Source organism: Nocardioides sp. CPCC 206347 (assembly GCF_048654605.1).
In the GTDB taxonomy this organism is placed as follows: Bacteria; Actinomycetota; Actinomycetes; order Propionibacteriales; family Nocardioidaceae; genus Nocardioides.
Genome location: NZ_JBMCYZ010000003.1, coordinates 308,850 through 325,605, shown reverse-complemented (window position 1 = coordinate 325,605; position 16,756 = coordinate 308,850). Strand labels below are relative to the sequence as shown.

At 71.5% G+C, this 16,756-nt stretch carries 13 protein-coding genes; 2 read left to right on the top strand and 11 right to left on the bottom strand.

All coding sequences use genetic code 11. The annotated features are described in order from the left end of the window. Nucleotides 1-30: 30 nt before the first annotated feature. Nucleotides 31-975 carry a 1,4-dihydroxy-2-naphthoyl-CoA synthase gene (locus tag ACOACQ_RS13165; protein WP_378600863.1) on the bottom strand — a complete coding sequence of 315 codons (945 nt, stop codon included), beginning with the start codon at nt 973-975 and terminating at the stop codon, nt 31-33. A gap of 55 nt (nt 976-1,030) precedes the next feature. On the opposite strand from ACOACQ_RS13165, the gene ACOACQ_RS13160 reads away from it, so the two are divergent. Further along, on the top strand, nt 1,031-1,474 hold the full coding sequence (locus tag ACOACQ_RS13160) for a nitroreductase family deazaflavin-dependent oxidoreductase (RefSeq protein ID WP_420288454.1): 444 nt from the start codon (nt 1,031-1,033) through the stop codon (nt 1,472-1,474). A gap of 4 nt (nt 1,475-1,478) precedes the next feature. On the opposite strand, the gene ACOACQ_RS13155 is transcribed toward ACOACQ_RS13160, so the two are convergent. From ACOACQ_RS13155 to ACOACQ_RS13135, 5 genes are all read right to left on the bottom strand, one after another. Continuing rightward, nucleotides 1,479-2,078 carry an ACT domain-containing protein gene (locus tag ACOACQ_RS13155; RefSeq protein ID WP_420280971.1) on the bottom strand — a complete coding sequence of 200 codons (600 nt, stop codon included), beginning with the start codon at nt 2,076-2,078 and terminating at the stop codon, nt 1,479-1,481. 65 nt (nt 2,079-2,143) lie between these two features. Beyond that, nucleotides 2,144-3,913, bottom strand: a complete 1,770-nt coding sequence (gene recD, locus ACOACQ_RS13150; protein ID WP_378600851.1) for an exodeoxyribonuclease V subunit alpha — start codon at nt 3,911-3,913, stop codon at nt 2,144-2,146. Further along, a complete protein-coding gene (locus ACOACQ_RS13145; protein WP_420288453.1) occupies nt 3,910-7,323 on the bottom strand; it encodes a UvrD-helicase domain-containing protein in 3,414 nt (1,137 codons plus the stop codon). The genes recD and ACOACQ_RS13145 overlap by 4 nt, the downstream gene beginning before the upstream one ends. Further along, nucleotides 7,323-10,730, bottom strand: coding sequence for an exodeoxyribonuclease V subunit gamma (recC, locus tag ACOACQ_RS13140; protein WP_420288452.1), 3,408 nt, complete (start codon nt 10,728-10,730; stop codon nt 7,323-7,325). The genes ACOACQ_RS13145 and recC overlap by 1 nt, the downstream gene beginning before the upstream one ends. Nucleotides 10,731-10,742: 12 nt before the next feature. After that, a complete protein-coding gene (locus ACOACQ_RS13135; protein WP_420288451.1) occupies nt 10,743-11,723 on the bottom strand; it encodes a patatin-like phospholipase family protein in 981 nt (326 codons plus the stop codon). An 84-nt stretch (nt 11,724-11,807) separates the two neighbouring features. Between ACOACQ_RS13135 and ACOACQ_RS13130 the strand changes: the two genes are divergently transcribed. Then, entirely contained in the window at nt 11,808-12,494 is a 687-nt protein-coding gene (locus tag ACOACQ_RS13130) for a hypothetical protein (protein WP_420288450.1), read from the top strand. Between the two features lie 99 nt (nt 12,495-12,593). On the opposite strand, the gene ACOACQ_RS13125 is transcribed toward ACOACQ_RS13130, so the two are convergent. From ACOACQ_RS13125 to ACOACQ_RS13105, 5 genes are all read right to left on the bottom strand, one after another. Continuing rightward, the gene (locus tag ACOACQ_RS13125; protein WP_420288449.1) at nt 12,594-14,015 is read right to left on the bottom strand and encodes a hypothetical protein; all 1,422 of its coding nucleotides are present in this window, start codon (nt 14,013-14,015) and stop codon (nt 12,594-12,596) included. Between the two features lie 69 nt (nt 14,016-14,084). Beyond that, entirely contained in the window at nt 14,085-15,038 is a 954-nt protein-coding gene (locus tag ACOACQ_RS13120) for a hypothetical protein (protein ID WP_420288448.1), read from the bottom strand. 45 nt (nt 15,039-15,083) lie between these two features. Continuing rightward, complete coding sequence (locus ACOACQ_RS13115) at nt 15,084-15,668, bottom strand: sugar O-acetyltransferase (RefSeq protein ID WP_378607554.1); 585 nt, start codon at nt 15,666-15,668, stop codon at nt 15,084-15,086. After that, nucleotides 15,665-16,207, bottom strand: coding sequence for a PGPGW domain-containing protein (locus tag ACOACQ_RS13110; RefSeq protein WP_420288447.1), 543 nt, complete (start codon nt 16,205-16,207; stop codon nt 15,665-15,667). Before ACOACQ_RS13110 ends, ACOACQ_RS13115 begins: the two co-directional genes overlap by 4 nt. Next, nucleotides 16,204-16,722 (bottom strand): nuclear transport factor 2 family protein, encoded by a 519-nt coding sequence (locus ACOACQ_RS13105; RefSeq protein WP_420288446.1) that lies wholly within the window; start codon nt 16,720-16,722, stop codon nt 16,204-16,206. Before ACOACQ_RS13105 ends, ACOACQ_RS13110 begins: the two co-directional genes overlap by 4 nt. Between the last annotated feature and the right edge of the window lie 34 nt (nt 16,723-16,756).

Sequence of the window (16,756 nt, the reverse complement as noted above, 5' to 3'; positions counted from 1 at the left end):
CAACGCCCTGACCTGCGGAAACAGGCCGATTCAGTAGTACCAGGGGTACGGCGACCAGTCCGGCTCACGCTTCTCGAGGAACTGGTCGCGTCCCTCCTGGGCCTCGTCGGTCATGTACGCGAGGCGGGTGGTCTCACCGGCGAACAATTGCTGGCCGACGAGGCCGTCGTCGAGCAGGTTGAACGAGTACTTGAGCATCCGCTGGGCGGTGGGCGACTTGCCGTTGATCTTGCGGCCCCAGTCGAGGGCGACGGTCTCGAGCTGCGCGTGCTCGACGACCCGGTTGACGGCGCCCATCGTGTGCATCTCGTCGGCGGTGTACTCCTCGGCGAGGAAGAAGATCTCGCGGGCGAACTTCTGCCCGACCATCTTGGCGAGGTACGCCGAGCCGTAGCCGCCGTCGAAGGAGCCCACGTCTGCGTCGGTCTGCTTGAACCGGGCGTGCTCCTTCGAGGCGAGGGTCAGGTCGCACACGACGTGCAGCGAGTGGCCACCGCCGGCCGCCCAGCCGGGCACCACGCAGATGACGACCTTCGGCATGAACCGGATCAGCCGCTGGCACTCGAGGATGTGCAGCCGCGCGAGCTTGGCCTTGTCGATGACGCTGGGCTCCTCGGCCCCCGTGTCGGAAGCGCCGATCGCCTTGTCCTCGTACTGGTAGCCCGCCTTGCCGCGGATGCGCTGGTCGCCGCCGGTGCAGAAAGCCCACTTGCCGTTCTTGGCACTCGGGCCGTTGCCCGTGAGGATCACGCAGCCGACGTCCGCGCTCATCCGCGCGTGGTCCAGCGTGCGCAGCAGCTCGTCGACGGTGTTGGGGCGGAACGCGTTGAGCACGTCGGGCCGGTCGAATGCGATCCGGACCGTGCCGTGCTCCTTGGCGCGGTGGTAGGTGAGGTCGGTCAGGTCCTCGAACCCGGGCACGACGTCCCATTGGCTCGCGTCGAAGATCTCGCTGACACCGTCGATGGCACTCATGGGTCGAACGCTAACGGGTCTGGAATACCGGTCGGCCACGTGGTCTTGTGGAGGTATGACACTTCAGGGCACGTACGTTCCGAGCAGTACGCAGTGGGTCCGCGACCAGGTCGCGGAGTACGAAGCATCAGGCGGCACCAAGGCCAACACGCTGCAGGGCTCCAAGGACCCGATCGTCGTGATCACCTCCGTCGGCGCGAAGTCCGGCAACCTGCGCAAGAACCCGGTCATGCGGGTCGAGAAGGACGGCGTGTACGTCGCGATCGCCTCCAAGGGCGGGGCGCCGGACAACCCGGCCTGGTACGACAACTTCGTCGCCCACCCGGAGGTCGACCTCCAGGACGGCCCGGAGGCGAAGTCCTATCGCGCCCGGCTCGTCGAGGGCGAGGAGCGCACGCAGTGGTGGGACCACGCGGTGGCGACCTGGTCGACGTACGCGTCGTACCAGGAGAAGACCGACCGGGAGATCCCCGTCTTCGTCCTCGAACCGATCGACTGAGCGATCAGGCGTTCGCGATCGTCACGGCGAGGCCACACAGGTGGCCGAGCCGGGCGATCTCGGAGTCCGCGAACTCCGGGCCGCCACGACGGCCGACCACGACGATCTCGTTGCCGTCGAGACGGGCAGCGGCGAAGAGGGTGACCTCGTCCTCGGGTGACTCGAGGCGCTGCGGGGTCTCGATCTCGATGAACTCGAACTCGTCCGGAGCGGCACCGGTGCCGTAGACGACACCCTTGGCGCGGTGCACGCGGGCGCCCCAGTCGACGCGGAAGGTCGCGGGCAGCAGGTCGATCAGCTTGTCGAACGCCGTGTCGGGCGAGGCGGTGAGCTCCTCGACCGCCTCGAGGTCCATCACCAGGCTGCCGCCGGCGGGGTAGCGACTGATCCAGAGCACCTCGACACCGTCGAGCGAGGTGCACGCCGAGACCACCGAATCAGGCATCATGCCCTGGTTCAGCTCGAGCAGGACATCGTCGACTGCGGTGCCGTCATCGCGCTTCTCGACGATCTCGATCGCCTCGATGTCGCCCCCGGCCATACCGATCGCCGTCGCGACGCGACCCAGCGAACCGGGGACGTCGGGCAGCAGTACGCGCAACAGGAACGGCATGATTGGACACTAACCCGCGCGCGTTTCGGCGTGGTTGCGGGGCCACGCGTTGGTCGTCACAGCCGCTGGCGCAGGCCGGTCGCCCGCTGCGCCGTGGTGTCCACGGCAGCGCGTACGGCGGCCTCGGAGCCGACCACGACGACGCTCTCCTGGGCGCGGGTGACCGCGGTGTAGAAGAGCTCGCGGGTCAGCAGCCGCGAGTCGGCCTCGGGCAGCAGCACCGCGATCCGTCGCGCCTGGCTGCCCTGGCTCTTGTGGATCGTCATCGCGTGCATCGTGTCGATCGCGTCCAGGCGGGCGGGCGCGAAGGATCGCGGTGCGTCCGCGCCGGCGATCCACGCGCGGGGACGACCCTGGGCGTCGGCGACCACGACGCCGGTCTCGCCGTTGTAGATGTCGAGGGCGTAGTCGTTGCTGGTCACCAGGAGCGGGCGGCCGGCGTACCAGGCGGAGCCCAGCGGAGCGCCGAGCTCTGCGGCCAGCCACTGCTCGACGTGGTGGTTCCAGACCCGGACACCGTGCGGGCCCTCGCGATGGGCGCAGAGCAGCCGGAACCCGTCGAGCGCCGCGATGGCGGCCGCGGGGCCTTCGTCCTCCGCCGCTCGCCGGACGGCCAGGGCGGAGGCCGTGCACTCGGCGCGCAGGGCCGTCACCGGGTCGTCGGTCTCGACGTACTCGACCTCGCCGGTGCCGGCGCGCAGCACCTCCAGCACCCGGTCGGCGGCGTCGGGGCCGTCGTCGCGCAGGGCGGCTGCGAGGCCCTTGATCTCCTCGGTGGAACGGTGGTTCTCGGTGAGCGCCACGACCGGTGAGTCGTCGTGGCCGGCAAAGCCGCCGACGAGGTCCGAGAGGACGGCGCCGGCGCCGACCGAGGTGAGCTGGCGCGGGTCGCCGACCAGCACGAGCCGCGTCTCCGGACGTACCGCGTCGAGGAGGCGGGCCATCATCGTGAGGTCGACCATCGAGGCCTCGTCGACCACGACCAGGTCGTACTTCAGCCGGTTGCCGCGGTCGTGCCGGAACCGGGTCGTGTTGTCCGGGCGCCAGCCGAGGAGCCGGTGCAGCGTCATCGCCTCGGGTGCCGGGACCTGGTCGGGTCCGTCGCCGAGTGCGCCCAGGGCGCCGAGCTCGGCGCCGACCGCCTCCTGCAACCGGGTCGCCGCCTTGCCGGTCGGCGCCGCGAGGGCAACCGACATCCGGCGGGCGTGGTCGACGCGGAACTGATCGGCCAGCGCCAGCACCAGCCGGGCCACGGTGGTGGTCTTGCCCGTCCCGGGACCGCCGGTGAGCACGGTGGTGCGGTGGCGGGCGGCGTGCTCGACGGCCCGGGCCTGCTCCTGGCTCAGGTGGTCGCCGCTGACCCGCTGCAGCGTTGCGGTGAGGGCGGCCTCGTCGATCGGAGGGCGGCCGAGCGCGATCCGCTCGGCCAGGTCGTCGGCGACCTGGCGCTCGAGCCGGTGGTAGCGATCGAGGTAGACGAGTCCGAGCTCGTGGTGGATGACGCCACCCGTCACGAGGGGGGACGCGTCGATGGCCGCGGCCCACTCGGTGAGCTCGGGCCACTCGCCATCGACACCGAGCTCGACCAGGTCTGGCAGGCCTTCGAGGTCGAGCCCGACGGAGCCGGCGCGTACGGACCGGACCGCCAGCGCGACGGCCAGCTTGACCCGCTCGTCGCTCTCGCCGCCCAGGGCGGCGACCCGTTCGGCGACGCGGACGTCGGCCGCATCGATCACACCGGCAGCGTTGAAGGCGCCGAGCGACCCGGCCACCCGGCGCGCGACCCGCGGGTCGTGGGGCGAGGTCGCCTCGAAGAGTCCGGTCATCGGTGCACCCCTTCCAGCGACCCGTCCAGCAGGTCGGACAGGTCGGTGACCAGCGCGGCCGGCGGCTGCCAGGTGAAGATGCCACACGGCTCGCCGTCGACGGACGGGTTCTCGGGTCCGCACATGCCGCGCAGGTAGAGGTAGGCGACGCCGCCAAAGTGCAGCTCCGGGTCGTACCCGGGCTGGCGCCAGCGCAGGAACCGGTGCAGCACGACGGCGTACAGGAGGGCCTGGAGCGGGTAGTCCGAGTGGCCCATCGCGTCGACCAGCTCCGAGGGTCGGTACGACGCCGCCGTCAGGGGCTCCTCGCGCGGACCGAGCCAGTTGGTCTTGTAGTCGACGATCACGTAGCGGGGGGACTCGGGCTCCCCGAGCCTGAGCACGACGTCGACCGAACCGGTGAGGTAGCCGCGCAGCGTCTGGTCGCCGAGCAGCGGGTTGTCGAGCGACTCCGCGTAGGCACGGACGGGGTCGCCCTCGGGCAGGTGGCGGCGCAGCAGGCCGGCGATGTCGCCGAGCAGGACGGTCGCCTCCCCTGGTGCTTCGGCAGCATCACCCCCGGCGAGCGGCAGCTCGAAGTCGAGCTCGCAGAGCCGGTCACGGACGCCGATCCGGCGCAGCGTCGTACCGTCCATCAACGGACCGAGGGGCGTGTCGAGGACGGCGACCAGCGCGTCGGCCAGCTCGCCGGGCTCGACCGGGACCGGCCACCACGTCAGCTGCTCGTCGATCTGGGCCAGCAGCTCGCCACGCAGGTCGGCGGCGGTGGGGTCGGTGTGCTCGAGGACGGCGTGGACGAGGGAGCCGAACGTGGCGCCGACGGGGAGGTCGGCCATCGGGGAGGGGGTTTCGAGGCTCGCTGGCGCTCGCACCTCAACCACCGGGAGGCCGGGGGTTTCGAGGCTCGTCGCTTGCGCTCCTCGCACCTCCACCTCCTCCGGCTCGTCGTCCTTGGCCTCGACCTCGGGCTCGCTGTCGACGCCCGGCTGCCCGATCTCGGCGGCGAGGTCCACGTTGCTGAGGGAGGAGTACGACGTCCGTCGCCAGCCGGTGTCGACAGACCGTGTGAACGCGCGCGCCGAGAGCTCCCCCGGCGACTCGGCCACGAGCGGGGCCGTGGTCGCGGCCGGGTGGGACACCTCGGGGCTCGGGCCGCCGCGGTCGCGCCAGGCGGCGAAGAGCGCGGTGACCGTGTCCTCGTCCGGCACCGACGGCGCGACGGGCACGTCGGCGCGCAGCGACCCGTCGGCGGCGGACTGCCGCATCAGGAGTCGGTGCAGCGGCGAGGCCTCGGCGTTCTTGGTCGGCGCCCACCAGGCGACGACCTGGCTCTGGGCGCGGGTGACGGCGACGTACAGCAGGCGCAGCCACTCGCCGGCCTCCTCCTCGGCCCAGCGCCGGCAGTGGTCGTTCCAGTCGGGACCGGAGCCGCCGATGTCGAGGCAGCGGCGACCGTCCGCGTCGTGGAAGAGCGGGCGCTTGGGCTTGCCGACGAACCGGTCGCCGAGCGCGGGGAGGTAGACGATCGGGTACTGCAGGCCCTTGCTCGCGTGGATCGTCACGAGCTGCACGGCAGCGGCATCGGAGTCGAGCCGGCGGGTGCGCTCGGCACCCCGACCGTCGCGCGCCTCGAGCACCTGCTGGCGCAGCCAGGCCAGCAGTGCAACGGCGCCCATCTGCTCGCGCTGCGCGACTTCGTGGAGCACCTCGCCGATGTGGCGGACGTCGGTGAGGGTTCGTTCGCCGCCGATCCGGGCGAGCATCCGCGCGGGCATCCCGCCGGACGTCGCGGCCTCGAGCACGGCGGCCACGCCGCGACGGGCCAGCGCCTCCGACCACGAGCGGAGCCGGTCGCCGAGGTCGTCGGCGAGGTCGTCGCCGCCGGCAGCCAGGCCGGCGGCGTCGTACCCGAGGAAGCAGGTGAGCGCTGCCGCCCGCACGCGTGGCGTGCGGTGCGGCTGCTCGAGCGCCTCCAGCAGCGAGAGCCACTCGGTCGCGGCGGGCGTCGCGAACACACTGCCGCCGCCGGCGATGACGGCCGGGACGCCGACCGCCTGGAGCGCTGCACGGGCCGCGGAGAGGTCGGCGTGGCGATAACAGATCACCGCGACGTCACTGGGCCGCAGCGGCCGGCCCTCGAAGGTCGCGTCACTGGTGATCAGCGCCCGGATGTCGCGGGCGAGGTCCTCGGCGATGTGCGGGCGCACCTTCGCGATCGGGAGCATCGTCGCCGGCCCGCGCCGGAACGACTCGCGTCGCACGACCCGCAGCCGGAACGGCGCGGGGTGCGGAGCGCCGACGAGCCGCGACTCCTGGTGGTGGGCGGTCACGTCGTGCACGACGATCCGCGGGTCGCCGAGCTCGGCGCCGCGCAACAGCTGCTGGAACCCGTCGAGCAGGCCGGCATCGCTGCGCCGGTTGATGCCGAGGGTCTGCTGCGTCGTGGCCGTGCCCGCAGCGGTGAGGTAGGTCGTCACGTCGCCCCCGCGGAAGGCGTAGATCGCCTGCTTCGGGTCGCCGATCAGCACCATCGTGGCGTGGCCGGTGAACGCCCGGTCGAACACCTGCCACTGCACCGGGTCGGTGTCCTGGAACTCGTCGACCAGCACGATCTTCCAGCGCGCCCGCATCCGCGCCCGGGCCGGGGAGTCGGGGTGCGCGAGCGCCTCGGCGAGCTGGCTGAGGAGGTCGTCGTACGACAGGACGCCGAGGCGGCGCTTGCGCCGCTCCAGCTCGGCTCGTACGGCGGCCGCGAAGGCCACGCGCCGACCGGCCGGTTGCTCACGGGGCAACCCGGCGGGCTCGAGCTGCGACTGGGGGTCGGCCACCACGGCACGCGCGATGGCCAGCGCCTCGGCGTGGGTGAAGGCAGGCCCTCCACTGCCAGCGCCGTCGGAGGCCTGCGCGAACGCCCGCAGGTAGAGGTCGTCGACCACTTCGACGAGGCGGTCGTCGAGGTTCTCGACCAGGCGGGCGCGGGCATCGGTGTCGCCGGCGACGCCGAGCGAGTCGAGGACGAGCGAGCAGAACTGGTGGATGGTGGCGATCGTGGCGGCGTCGAAGTCGGCCAGCGCCTGCACCACCCGCGTGTGCCGGGTCGTCTTCTGCTCTTCATCACAGTCGAGGATCTGGGCGATCAGCTCGGTCTGCTCGACCCCAGCGGGGAGGTCACCGGCCAGCGCCTGCTCGGCCTCGACCAGCTGGCGGCGCACCTGCTCGCGCAGCTCCTGGCTGGCGGCGCGGCCGAAGGTCACCACGAGCAGCTGCTCGAGCGGGATGCCCTCCTCGGCGACGTAACGGGTGACCAGCGCGCCGATGGTCCACGTCTTGCCGGTGCCGGCGCTGGCCTCGAGCAGGGTCGTGCCGGTGGGCAGCTCGCCGCGGATGTCGAACGGCTTCATCGGGTCCATCAGAGGACACCGACCTTCTCGGCGCCGGCGAGCAACGGCTCCCACAGCTGCCACGCCCAGGTGGTCAGGCCCGCGTCGACGAGCACGTCGATCGGTGCGTCGGGACCGTAGATCCGGCGGTGCGACGGGTCGTCGTCCTCGCCCTTGATCCCCCAGTCGTTGTAGGGATCGGTCACCCATGAGCGAGCCGCGACCTCGATCGGCTCGATGTCCATGCCGCGCAACGACTTCGCCTGCGCCTCGGCCCAGGCGTTCGACGTCTCGAGCGGCATCGGCAGCGGACGGGTCAGGCCCTGGTCGTGCAGGTCCACGATGCCGATCAGCCATTCGAGGGCGCGGTGGTCGAGCGGCCCGACCAGCGCGCGCTGCGGGCCCGCCTTGGAACGGGCGATCGCGTGGGCGGTCCAGTTCTCGTCGGGGTAGCTGGCGCTCAGCGCCAACACGTCGAGCCAGGACGACAGGCGTTGCTTCGGCTTCAGCCGCGAGTAGGAGAGCGACACGACCTGGTTGCCGTGGACCTGCGGCACCGTGCCGGTCAGCCGCCGCCCTCCCCCGAGGTCGACGTCGATGTCGAGGCTCCGGGCGGTTCCGGTGCGCACCGGCGCGCTGCGGGTGAACAGGTCCTGGCACTCCTGGACCACCTTGGTCAGCTCGCCGCGCCCGAGCTCGAACGGCGGCAGCGTGCCGCGCAGCTGCTCGGCCACCATCACCGCGGTCGCCGTGGCGCCCGGGTCCTCGGCCGCCAGGACCTCGCGCAGCAGCCGGTCGCCGATCTGCCACAGCTCCAGGCCGTTGAGCGTCACCGGGATCGCATCGGCCACCTGGTCCGGCTCGAACGGCGTCGCCACCTCGAGCCGCCGGCGCAGGAAGTACCGCGCCGGGTGGTGCACGAACGCTCGCAGGTCGGCGAGCGAGACGTCTGCCGCAGCCCGGGCCGGGAGCGCTTCGGGGAGGAACGCCGGCACCACCCCGCGCTCGGCCACCGATGCCCGCGCACCCGCCAGCGACGAACGGTCGAAGCTGAAAGGGCCGTCCGTGGCCAGCGATCCCGGCACATGGTTGCGGACGTCGTACGGCTGGAGGGGGTGGCGTACGACGACCTCGGCCCGCACCGGCGCAGCAGCCGTGCGGTCGAGGGCATCGAGCAGCTCACCGAGCGGGACCGCGGGAGGCCGTTCCTGGCCGGTGTGTTCGGCCGCGCCGGTGTAGGTGATCACGAGGCGTTCGCCGGCCGCGAGCACCGCGTCGAGCAGCAGCTGCCGGTCCTCGGCGCGCAGGTCGCGCTCGCCGACGACGGGGCGGCGGGCGAGCACGTCGTCGCCGTCGATGCCGGTGGCGCGTGGGAAGACGCCATCGTCCAGTCCGACGAGACAGACCACGCGGTGCGGGACGGAGCGCATCGGGACCATCGTGCAGACCGTGAGCGTGCCGGTGCGGAAGTTCGCGCGGGTGGGGCGGCCGGCGAGGCGGGCCTGCAGCAGCGCCCGTACGTCGGCCAGGCGCAACGGGACATCCGGGCCGGACTCGTCGGCGCTGGCCCGTGCCCGGGCCAGCTCGCGCTCGAACTGCGGCGACTGCCACGCGGCGTCGGGGTCGACCTCGCACAGGTCGCGCACGCCCTCGGTGATCGCGCCGAACCACTCATCGGCGGCGGCGGCCTTGCCCAGCGCCTCCAGGCAGGCACCCAGTCGGGCGACCGCCTCGCTGAGCCGGCCGACGAGCTCGATCTCGCCGCTCGCGATGTCGTCGACGGGCAGCCCGCGGCCGAGGTGCTGGTGCTCGTCGTCGCTCATCGCGACGCCGAGGAGCAGGCGGTCGAGACCGGCACGCCAGGTGTTGTGCTCGAACCCTTCCATCGCGTACGACGCCCGCTGGGTGCCGTCGATCCCCCACCGGATGCCAGCTTCCGCGACCCACCGGGTGATCCGGGCGAGGTCGTCGTCGCTGAACCCGAACCGGCGGCGGCACACCTCCCGCGAGAGCAGGTCGATCACCTGCGACGCGGTCGCCCGACCACCCGCCAGCTCGACGAGTGCGACGGCGACGCCGAGCAACGGGTTGGTGCTGCTGACCGCCCGGTCGGCGAGGCGGACCCGCAACCGGTGGGCGGGGTGCAGCGCGTCGCCGACGCCCTTGGCGGACTCGTCGGTGATGAGTTCACCGAGCCCGAAGCCGGCCGAGATCAGTGGCGCGAAGGTCTCGATGTCGGGGCACATCACGACGATGTCGCGGGGCTCGAGGCTCGGGTCGTCCTCGAGCAGGCCGACGAGCACTTCCCGCAGCACGTCGATCTGGCGGGCGGCGCCGTGGCAGGCGTGCACCTGCACGGTCCGGTCCTTGGGGTCGAGGACGCGGGCGGCACGCTCGGCGACGTCGGGCGCGTGGTTGGCGCGGAGGTCGGACTGGAGCCAGCCGAGCAGGTGGTCGGGAGCAGCGGGATCGGCAGCAGCACCGGCGTCGACGGCCTGCCCGGCGCGCACCCGGGCACCGAGCACGGTGGCGAGCTCGCGGGCGTCGCGGCCCAGCGAGGCGAGCAGTGGGTGGTCGACGAGGTCGGCGGAACGGGACACGTCGCGCGGCGTCACCTCGGCGCCGGCCGCGGTCACGGCGTCCCACAGCGCGGCCGACGGCTGGGCCAGCCACAGGTGCACGTCACGGTGTTCGCCGAGCGCAGCGAGCAGGTCGATCTCGGTCTCGGGAAGGCGCGTGTGCCCGAACAGCGACAGCCGGTCGGGCAGGTCGAGCCCGGCCACCTCACCGGCGCGCAGTGCAGCGCAGACGCGGGCGTGCCGCACGTCGGGTGGTTCCACGTGCCCGGCCCCGGCCATCCGCGCCAGCAACCGCCGCCACAGCTCGGCCTCCCAGCTCAGGTCGGCCACCAGCTCCCCGGCACCGTCGCCACCGATGCCGTCGGTGTCGCGGCCCTCGCGCCAGTCCGTGACGAGCGCAGGCCGCTGGACGGCGTACGACGAGAACCGCTCCGCAAGCCGACGGGCGACCGACCAGCGGCGACTGCGCCGCAGCTCGCCCTCCTCACCGTCGAGGCCGTGGCCGAGGTGGGTGGCCAGGGTCGCGCACCACGGCTCGCCGAGGTGCTCGTCGATCGTCGCGAGCAGCGGCCACACCAGGCGGTCCGGGTGCCACACGTCGTCTCGGTCGCGGCCGAGGAGCAGTCCGACGAGCGAGGCCGGCTGCAGGAACTCCACGCCCGCGCACACTCCGTCGCCGCCGCGCGGCCCTACGCCGAGGTGGTGGGACAGCCGTTGGGTGAGCCAGCGCTCCACCCCCTTCGCGGGCACGACCACGACCTCGCTCGCGAACGGATCCGCCAGCGGCGTCGCCAACAACGCGCCGAGCTCGTCGGCGAGCAGGTCGGTGCGCGCGGCGCGGTGCAGGTGGAGGGCCATCGTGGCCCGAGGTTAGTGCGCGGGTCCGACCTGTGGTGGCGGCACGTCGCCGAGCACCGCCGCCATCGTCGTACGCCCGACCTCGATGGCCGCCTCGATGGACGCCAGGTCGCTGCTCAGCCGGCCCACGTCGGGCGAGCCGAGCGGTGGGCGTACCTCGACCAGGGTCGCGACCGGGGCGGCCGTCGCCTCAGCCAGGTGCAGGTCGTCCGCGGCGTAGGTCTGGTGCCGGTCGACGTGCGCGCGGCCGGCCTTCCAGCCGTGCCGGAGGAAGTACGGCGCGAGCAGGGCTCGCTCGAACCGCGACGGCGGGACGGCGTTCTGGTCGGAGCGCCGGGTGCGCAGGACGAGCACGTGCGTCGCGCCGTGCGCCAGCGCACTGCGGTAGGGCACGCCCTCGGAGAGACCGCCGTCGACCCAGGTGCGCCCACCCAGGGGAACCGGGCGCCCGGCGAGCAGCGGCAGGCAGGACGTCGCCCGCAGGGCGGTCTGCAGGCTGCGCCGGTCGGTGACGTACGGCGCCAGGTCGGCCCCCTCGCCGGTACGCGCATCGGTCGCCATCGGATGGAAGCCGATCGGGTTGGCGAGGATCCCCTCGAAGTCCATCGGCGTGATCGCCTCGTAGACGTGGTGGACCAGGCGCCCGAGGTCGATGAGCGGCCCGCCCCGCAATACCCGGCGCGGGTCCGTGATGCCCGCGGCCGCGACCTCCGGCCACGCCCAGCTGCGCATCCAGCGCTGCGCCTCACCCGTCAACAACCACGCCCCGTTGAGCGCACCGCCCGACGTTCCGTAGACGTCGTCGAAGGAGTCCGTCAGTCCGGCCTCGTCGAGCGCGAGCGCCATGCCCGCGGAGTACGCCGCCCGGTTGCCGCCGCCCTCGATGGCCAGCGCCACGCGGAAGGAGTCGGTTCTCGCGCCCGGCCGGCTGGCCGTCGTACGACGGCTGCGGAGTACGTCGAGGACCGACGTGGGCGGTGCCTCGCTCGTCATGTCGATTCCTCCGGCCGGTGGGAACACGGATCTTCAGGTTAGCGACACGACGTCGCAACGAATTGGGGATGAGACACTCGCGCGATGTTCGGTCGACGCAAGCAGCGGTTCCAGGTCGAGGTCCAGGAAGGGCGCCTTTCCGAGTCCCCCACGAGGGACGCCCAAGGCGTGGATCGTCGAGCGTTCGGCGAGTTCGTCGGTCCGCGTGGCGAGCTGGCCTCCTACGCGTTCGGCTGGGTGTCCAATGCAGATCCCCGAGAAGCACGGCTCTCCGTTGGCATCGGTCATGGGAATCCGGGCGGTGGAACCTTCCATGCCTCGGTGTTCCTTCACGACGGCGAGCGCGCGTTCGCCCTCGTCGACGAGCCGTTCGAGACCGTGCCGCAGGGCGGGCCCCACCTGATCGCGTCCGATGCTCGCGGACACGTGGACCTGCCCTTCGTCTGGGCCGTGGTCGACACGGTCATGGAGCGCGACCGTCGCGCCACCTGGATGGGCCACTGGCTGCGGGGAACCATCGCAATCGTCACCGGGGAAGTCGCTGCCAGAAAGGAGCCAGTCCTCCTGATCGCACATGACGACGACGGCATGTGGCAACTGATCGGCACGACGGACGCAGACCCAGCCACGGGGAAGGTGGAGCACCTGCATCACCACATCGACGGCGACCCCACGTTGCTCGATGCGATCGACCTGGTGCCGGAGGAGCGAGCCACTCGGAGTCACCTTGGCGCGCCATGGACGCGACACCGTCGAATCGCGGATCACTAGGCCCGTGGGTGCTCGTCGCTACCAGGGCACCAATCCGTCCCAGCCGTACGGCGCCTCTGACTCATCGCCGGTGTCGTCGACGGTAGGCGCAGCGCGCGATCAGGCTGCGTAGTCGCCGGCCAGTTCCATGGCGAGAGCCTTGAGCGCGTGGAACTCGCCTGCGGTGATCGTCGTGGTGCCGCCGGTGGTGACCAGGCGGTGCAGGCCGTGAGGGGTGCGCCAGATCCACCGGTCGGGTCCGAGCTGGTGCACGCGGTAACCGGCGTGGGTCTTGGCGCGGTGGTGATGTCGTCGTAGCGGGGTGTCGTTGTGGTCGCCGGTCTGGCCGGGTGGCCCGTGCTTGTCGTAAGCAACCGTGTGGTCGTGGTCCGGTGCCCGGCCCGTCCGGGTGAACGTGCCGGTGGCGTGGGGGAAGACGTCGCCGATGGTGCGGAGCTCGGTACGGGTCTTCACGTCGGTGGGGTGTTCGTAGCCGTTGACCGAACGCCCGGCGTGCAGGTCGATCACCGGGGTCACCGTCACCTTGGCGTAACGGCGCAGCAGGTCGCGGACCTGGGACAGCAGCATCGGACCCATGCCCTCGACCCGGGCGACCGGGTTGAGAAGGCCGGTCTCGGCATCGGCGGACACGTGCACGACGACCGACGCCACCGGAGCCGGGCTCGGTGTCGGTGCCGCGGGTGCCTCGTCGGTCTCCGGGGTGTCGGTGGGGTGTTCGCCGCGCAGGAACGCCAACACCGCGGCGGGGTCGGCGAGCATCGCGAACGCCTCGGCCCGCCAGTGGTCCATCGGCAAAGGCTCGTCACCCTCGGCGACGGGCCCGGCGTGGGCGGCGAGGGCGTTGGCGAGGTCTTCGATGATCTCGCGGTGGGCCTCGACATCGGCCTCATCGATGCGGGCGAACACGCTCCCCACGCCGGCGCTCTCGCCCTCGACGGACGCACCGGGCTTCGACCGTGAACACCACGCGCCCTTGCGGGTGCGGTTCGCGTCGATGCGTTCCTGGTGGGCGACGGGGTCGGCCTCGATGATCTTGGCTTCGGCGATCTGCAGGATCCGCGCCGGTGCCTCGTCGAGCGCCTCGGACACGGCGACATCGACCAGGAAGATCTGTTCCAGGGTGAGCTTGCGCGACATCGAAGCGACCTTGTTCCCCACCCAGGTCTCGCAGCGCAGGTCCTGCAACCCGGCCCACACCAACGGCAACCGGTGTCGCAGGTCGAACGCATCGGCCAACCGCCGGCGGGTGGTGAACACCGACTCGCGGCGTGCGATCGCGATCTCGACCAGCGCGAGGTCCGAGACCTTCGGGGTGCCCTCACCACCGAGGGCGATCAGCCGCGGGCCGCCGTACCGGATCGGGACCGCGTCAGGTTCGTCCTGCGGGTCGCCGGAGAACGAATCAGCCCATGCCAGCAGGACGTCCAGCTTGCGGACCTCGACCCGACGCCCCTCGAGCAGGCACTCCTCAGCCGCCTGGAGCAACTGCTCCGGGGACGTTTCCGAGGGACCCGAACTCATACATAGATGATACCGAACATCCGTTCGACAGGCAACGCGCCAGCAGGACCCTGTGGAGAAGGTCTCCGGTCACGTCGGCTGTGCCGTCGTGCGTTCTCCGAGACCCGACCGGACGACGTGCACTGCCTCGCCGAGCACGCGACGGAGCACGCGTATCTCGGCCGCCGTCCATCGCGGCGCGTAGGACTCGACCCCAAAGGCCGAGGGCACGTTCGCCGCCGTCAGCTTGTCGTGGCACCGGTCGGCCAGGCGTCCACGGTGACGGAAGGGCGTACCCAGAGAGTGGGCCACGTCGATCGCGAAGTTCCACAGGTCGAGTCCCGCCCGGGGATCCAGCGACGTGGATGCACCACGCAGCCACGCCTGGGCCGGTTCGAAGTCGAGCCGCGTGACGTTGGTGTTCTCGACGCCATCGTCACCCGCCAGGCGCCAGCCACGCTCGCGGACGGTCCGCAGACACTCCTCCGGACTGCTCCACGCTGCGACGCGGCAACCCTCCGTTGCGAGGATCTCGTCGTCGTGAGGTCCGGTGCCCCACCACACGACCGGCGACCACTCATCGAACCGGACGATCGTGAGGAATCCGTCGACCGGGACCGCACTCGCAGGCTCGACTTGTGGCGCATCGTCCACCGCAACATCAGCGCGCCGCTGACTCATCAGGATGTCCTTGATCATCGGCTTCGTGTAGGCCAGCTCAGGATCCACTGACCGATCGGCGTCGTGGAAGTACTCGCCCTCGTCGAACGCCTCGAAGACGCTGTTGAACAGGACCGGGCGCTTGACGTCCTGCAGCGTCACGTAGGAGTGGAGAGCGTTGGCCACATCGTCGGCAATCTCGAACGTCAGGGCACTGTCGTCGTACTCGCGCGCAAGCTCCAGCGCCACACCGTCGAGAAGGGCGTCCTGGCTCAGGCCTGTGCCCGCTACCCACCCCGCCATGTCCGTGGGCGCGACGTGCCAGTCGGGCTGATTGGCGACGGCGCGGCGAACGAGTTCCTCCAGCACCGCTGCGACGTCCACGTCCCGAAGTTCATCACGGGCGAGAACGCGGCCAGCCGTCAGCACTCAAAGCTTGCGAATCACCCGCGCCGGATTGCCCACAGCCAGCACACCCTCCGGCAGGTCCCTGGTCACCACAGCACCCGCACCAACCACGGTGTTCGCGCCGATCGTCACACCAGGGCACACGATGACCCCGCCGCCGAGCCACACGTTGTCGCCGATGGTGATCGGCTTCGCGGACTCCCACTTCGCGCGGCGCAGGTCGGCACCGAGCGGATGGATGGGCGTGAGCAGCTGGCAGTTCGGGCCGATCTGGACGTCGTCGCCGATGGTGATCGCGACGACGTCGAGCGCGATCAGGCCGAAGTTCACGAACGACCGTGCCCCGATCTCGATCTGGGTGCCGTAGTCGACCTGGAGCGGCGGGCGGATCTCGGTGTCCTCGCCGATCGCTCCGAGCAGCTCGGCGAGCAGCGCCCGGCGCCGGTCGACCTCGCGTGCCGTCGTGGTGTTGAACTCCGTCGTCAGGTCACTCGCGCGGTGGTAAGCCCCCATGATCTCCGGGTCGTCGGCCAGGTAGAGGTCGCCGTCGACCATCCGCTGGTGCATGCTGCGCAGGTCGTCGGGATCCCTCGGGTCAAGCGTCATCGCTCGCCCTTGTCGTGGTGGCGACGTTCCTCGACCTTCTGGCGCAACCGCTCGCGCTCCTCGTGCGCCTCGACGTCGGCCTCGCCGATCTTGCCCTCCAGGGCCGCGACGGCTTCGGGCTTCCCGTGGAAGCGCCGGAACGCGTAGACGAGCAGGGCCAGCGCGAGGACGCAGGAGAACAGCAGCGTGACGCCGGTCCAGACGCCGCCGAACAGCCACCACTTGTCACCGATCGGCCACCAGGACGGGACATCCGGACCGATGATCCAGAGGACGCCGAACGCGCCGAGCCCGAGCCCCGCAAGGGTCGACAACACCACCCGCGGCCAGGTCTCGACACCCTCCGCCGCACCGCGCAGCGCCCGCAGCATGACGGGATCGAGGAGCCGCTCGGCCCAGGTGTACTGCTGCGACAGCACGGCCAGGCCGGCCGCCATCAGCAGCAGCCCGGGGCCGGGCAGCACCATGGCCGCGATGCCGGCGAGCAGCAGGATCCAGCCGAGGACCTCCAGCAGGAGCCGCTTCGCCGTACCGGTCATCGTCCGCCCCCGAAGCGATCCAGCCACGCGAGCACGTCGTCGTCAGCATTGTCGTGCGCCGCCGCGATCCGCGCCCAGGTCACCGCCATGGCGTGGAAGCGCAGCGGGTTGTAGACGTCCTCCTCGCGCGAGAAGAGGCCGTCGCCGGCGTACGTCATGATCGTGATGTTGGGCTCGACGAGCATCGTTCCGTCGCCAGGGTCGGGCATCGGGTTGAGCACCTCGCAGACCAGGCGGTTCTGCTCCGCGTCGACCACCTGCCACGAGAGCGGGAAGCCGGTCATCACCCGGCCGGGGTACGACGTCATCGTCTTCACCGACCAGGCCCGGATCTCGTCGCGTCCGGTGAACGTCCCCATCGCATGTTCGACGTAGACGGCGTCGGGGGTGAACAGGTCGGCGTAGCCGCTCCAGTCCCCACTGGCGACGAAGCCGGCGACCTTGCCGTGGAAGGTCGCGTAGGCATCGGTGATCTCGGCGGCCGAGAAGCCGGTGGCCGTGGGTGAACCGCTCATGGGTCGATTCAAACAGGTCGGCCCTGACCGATCA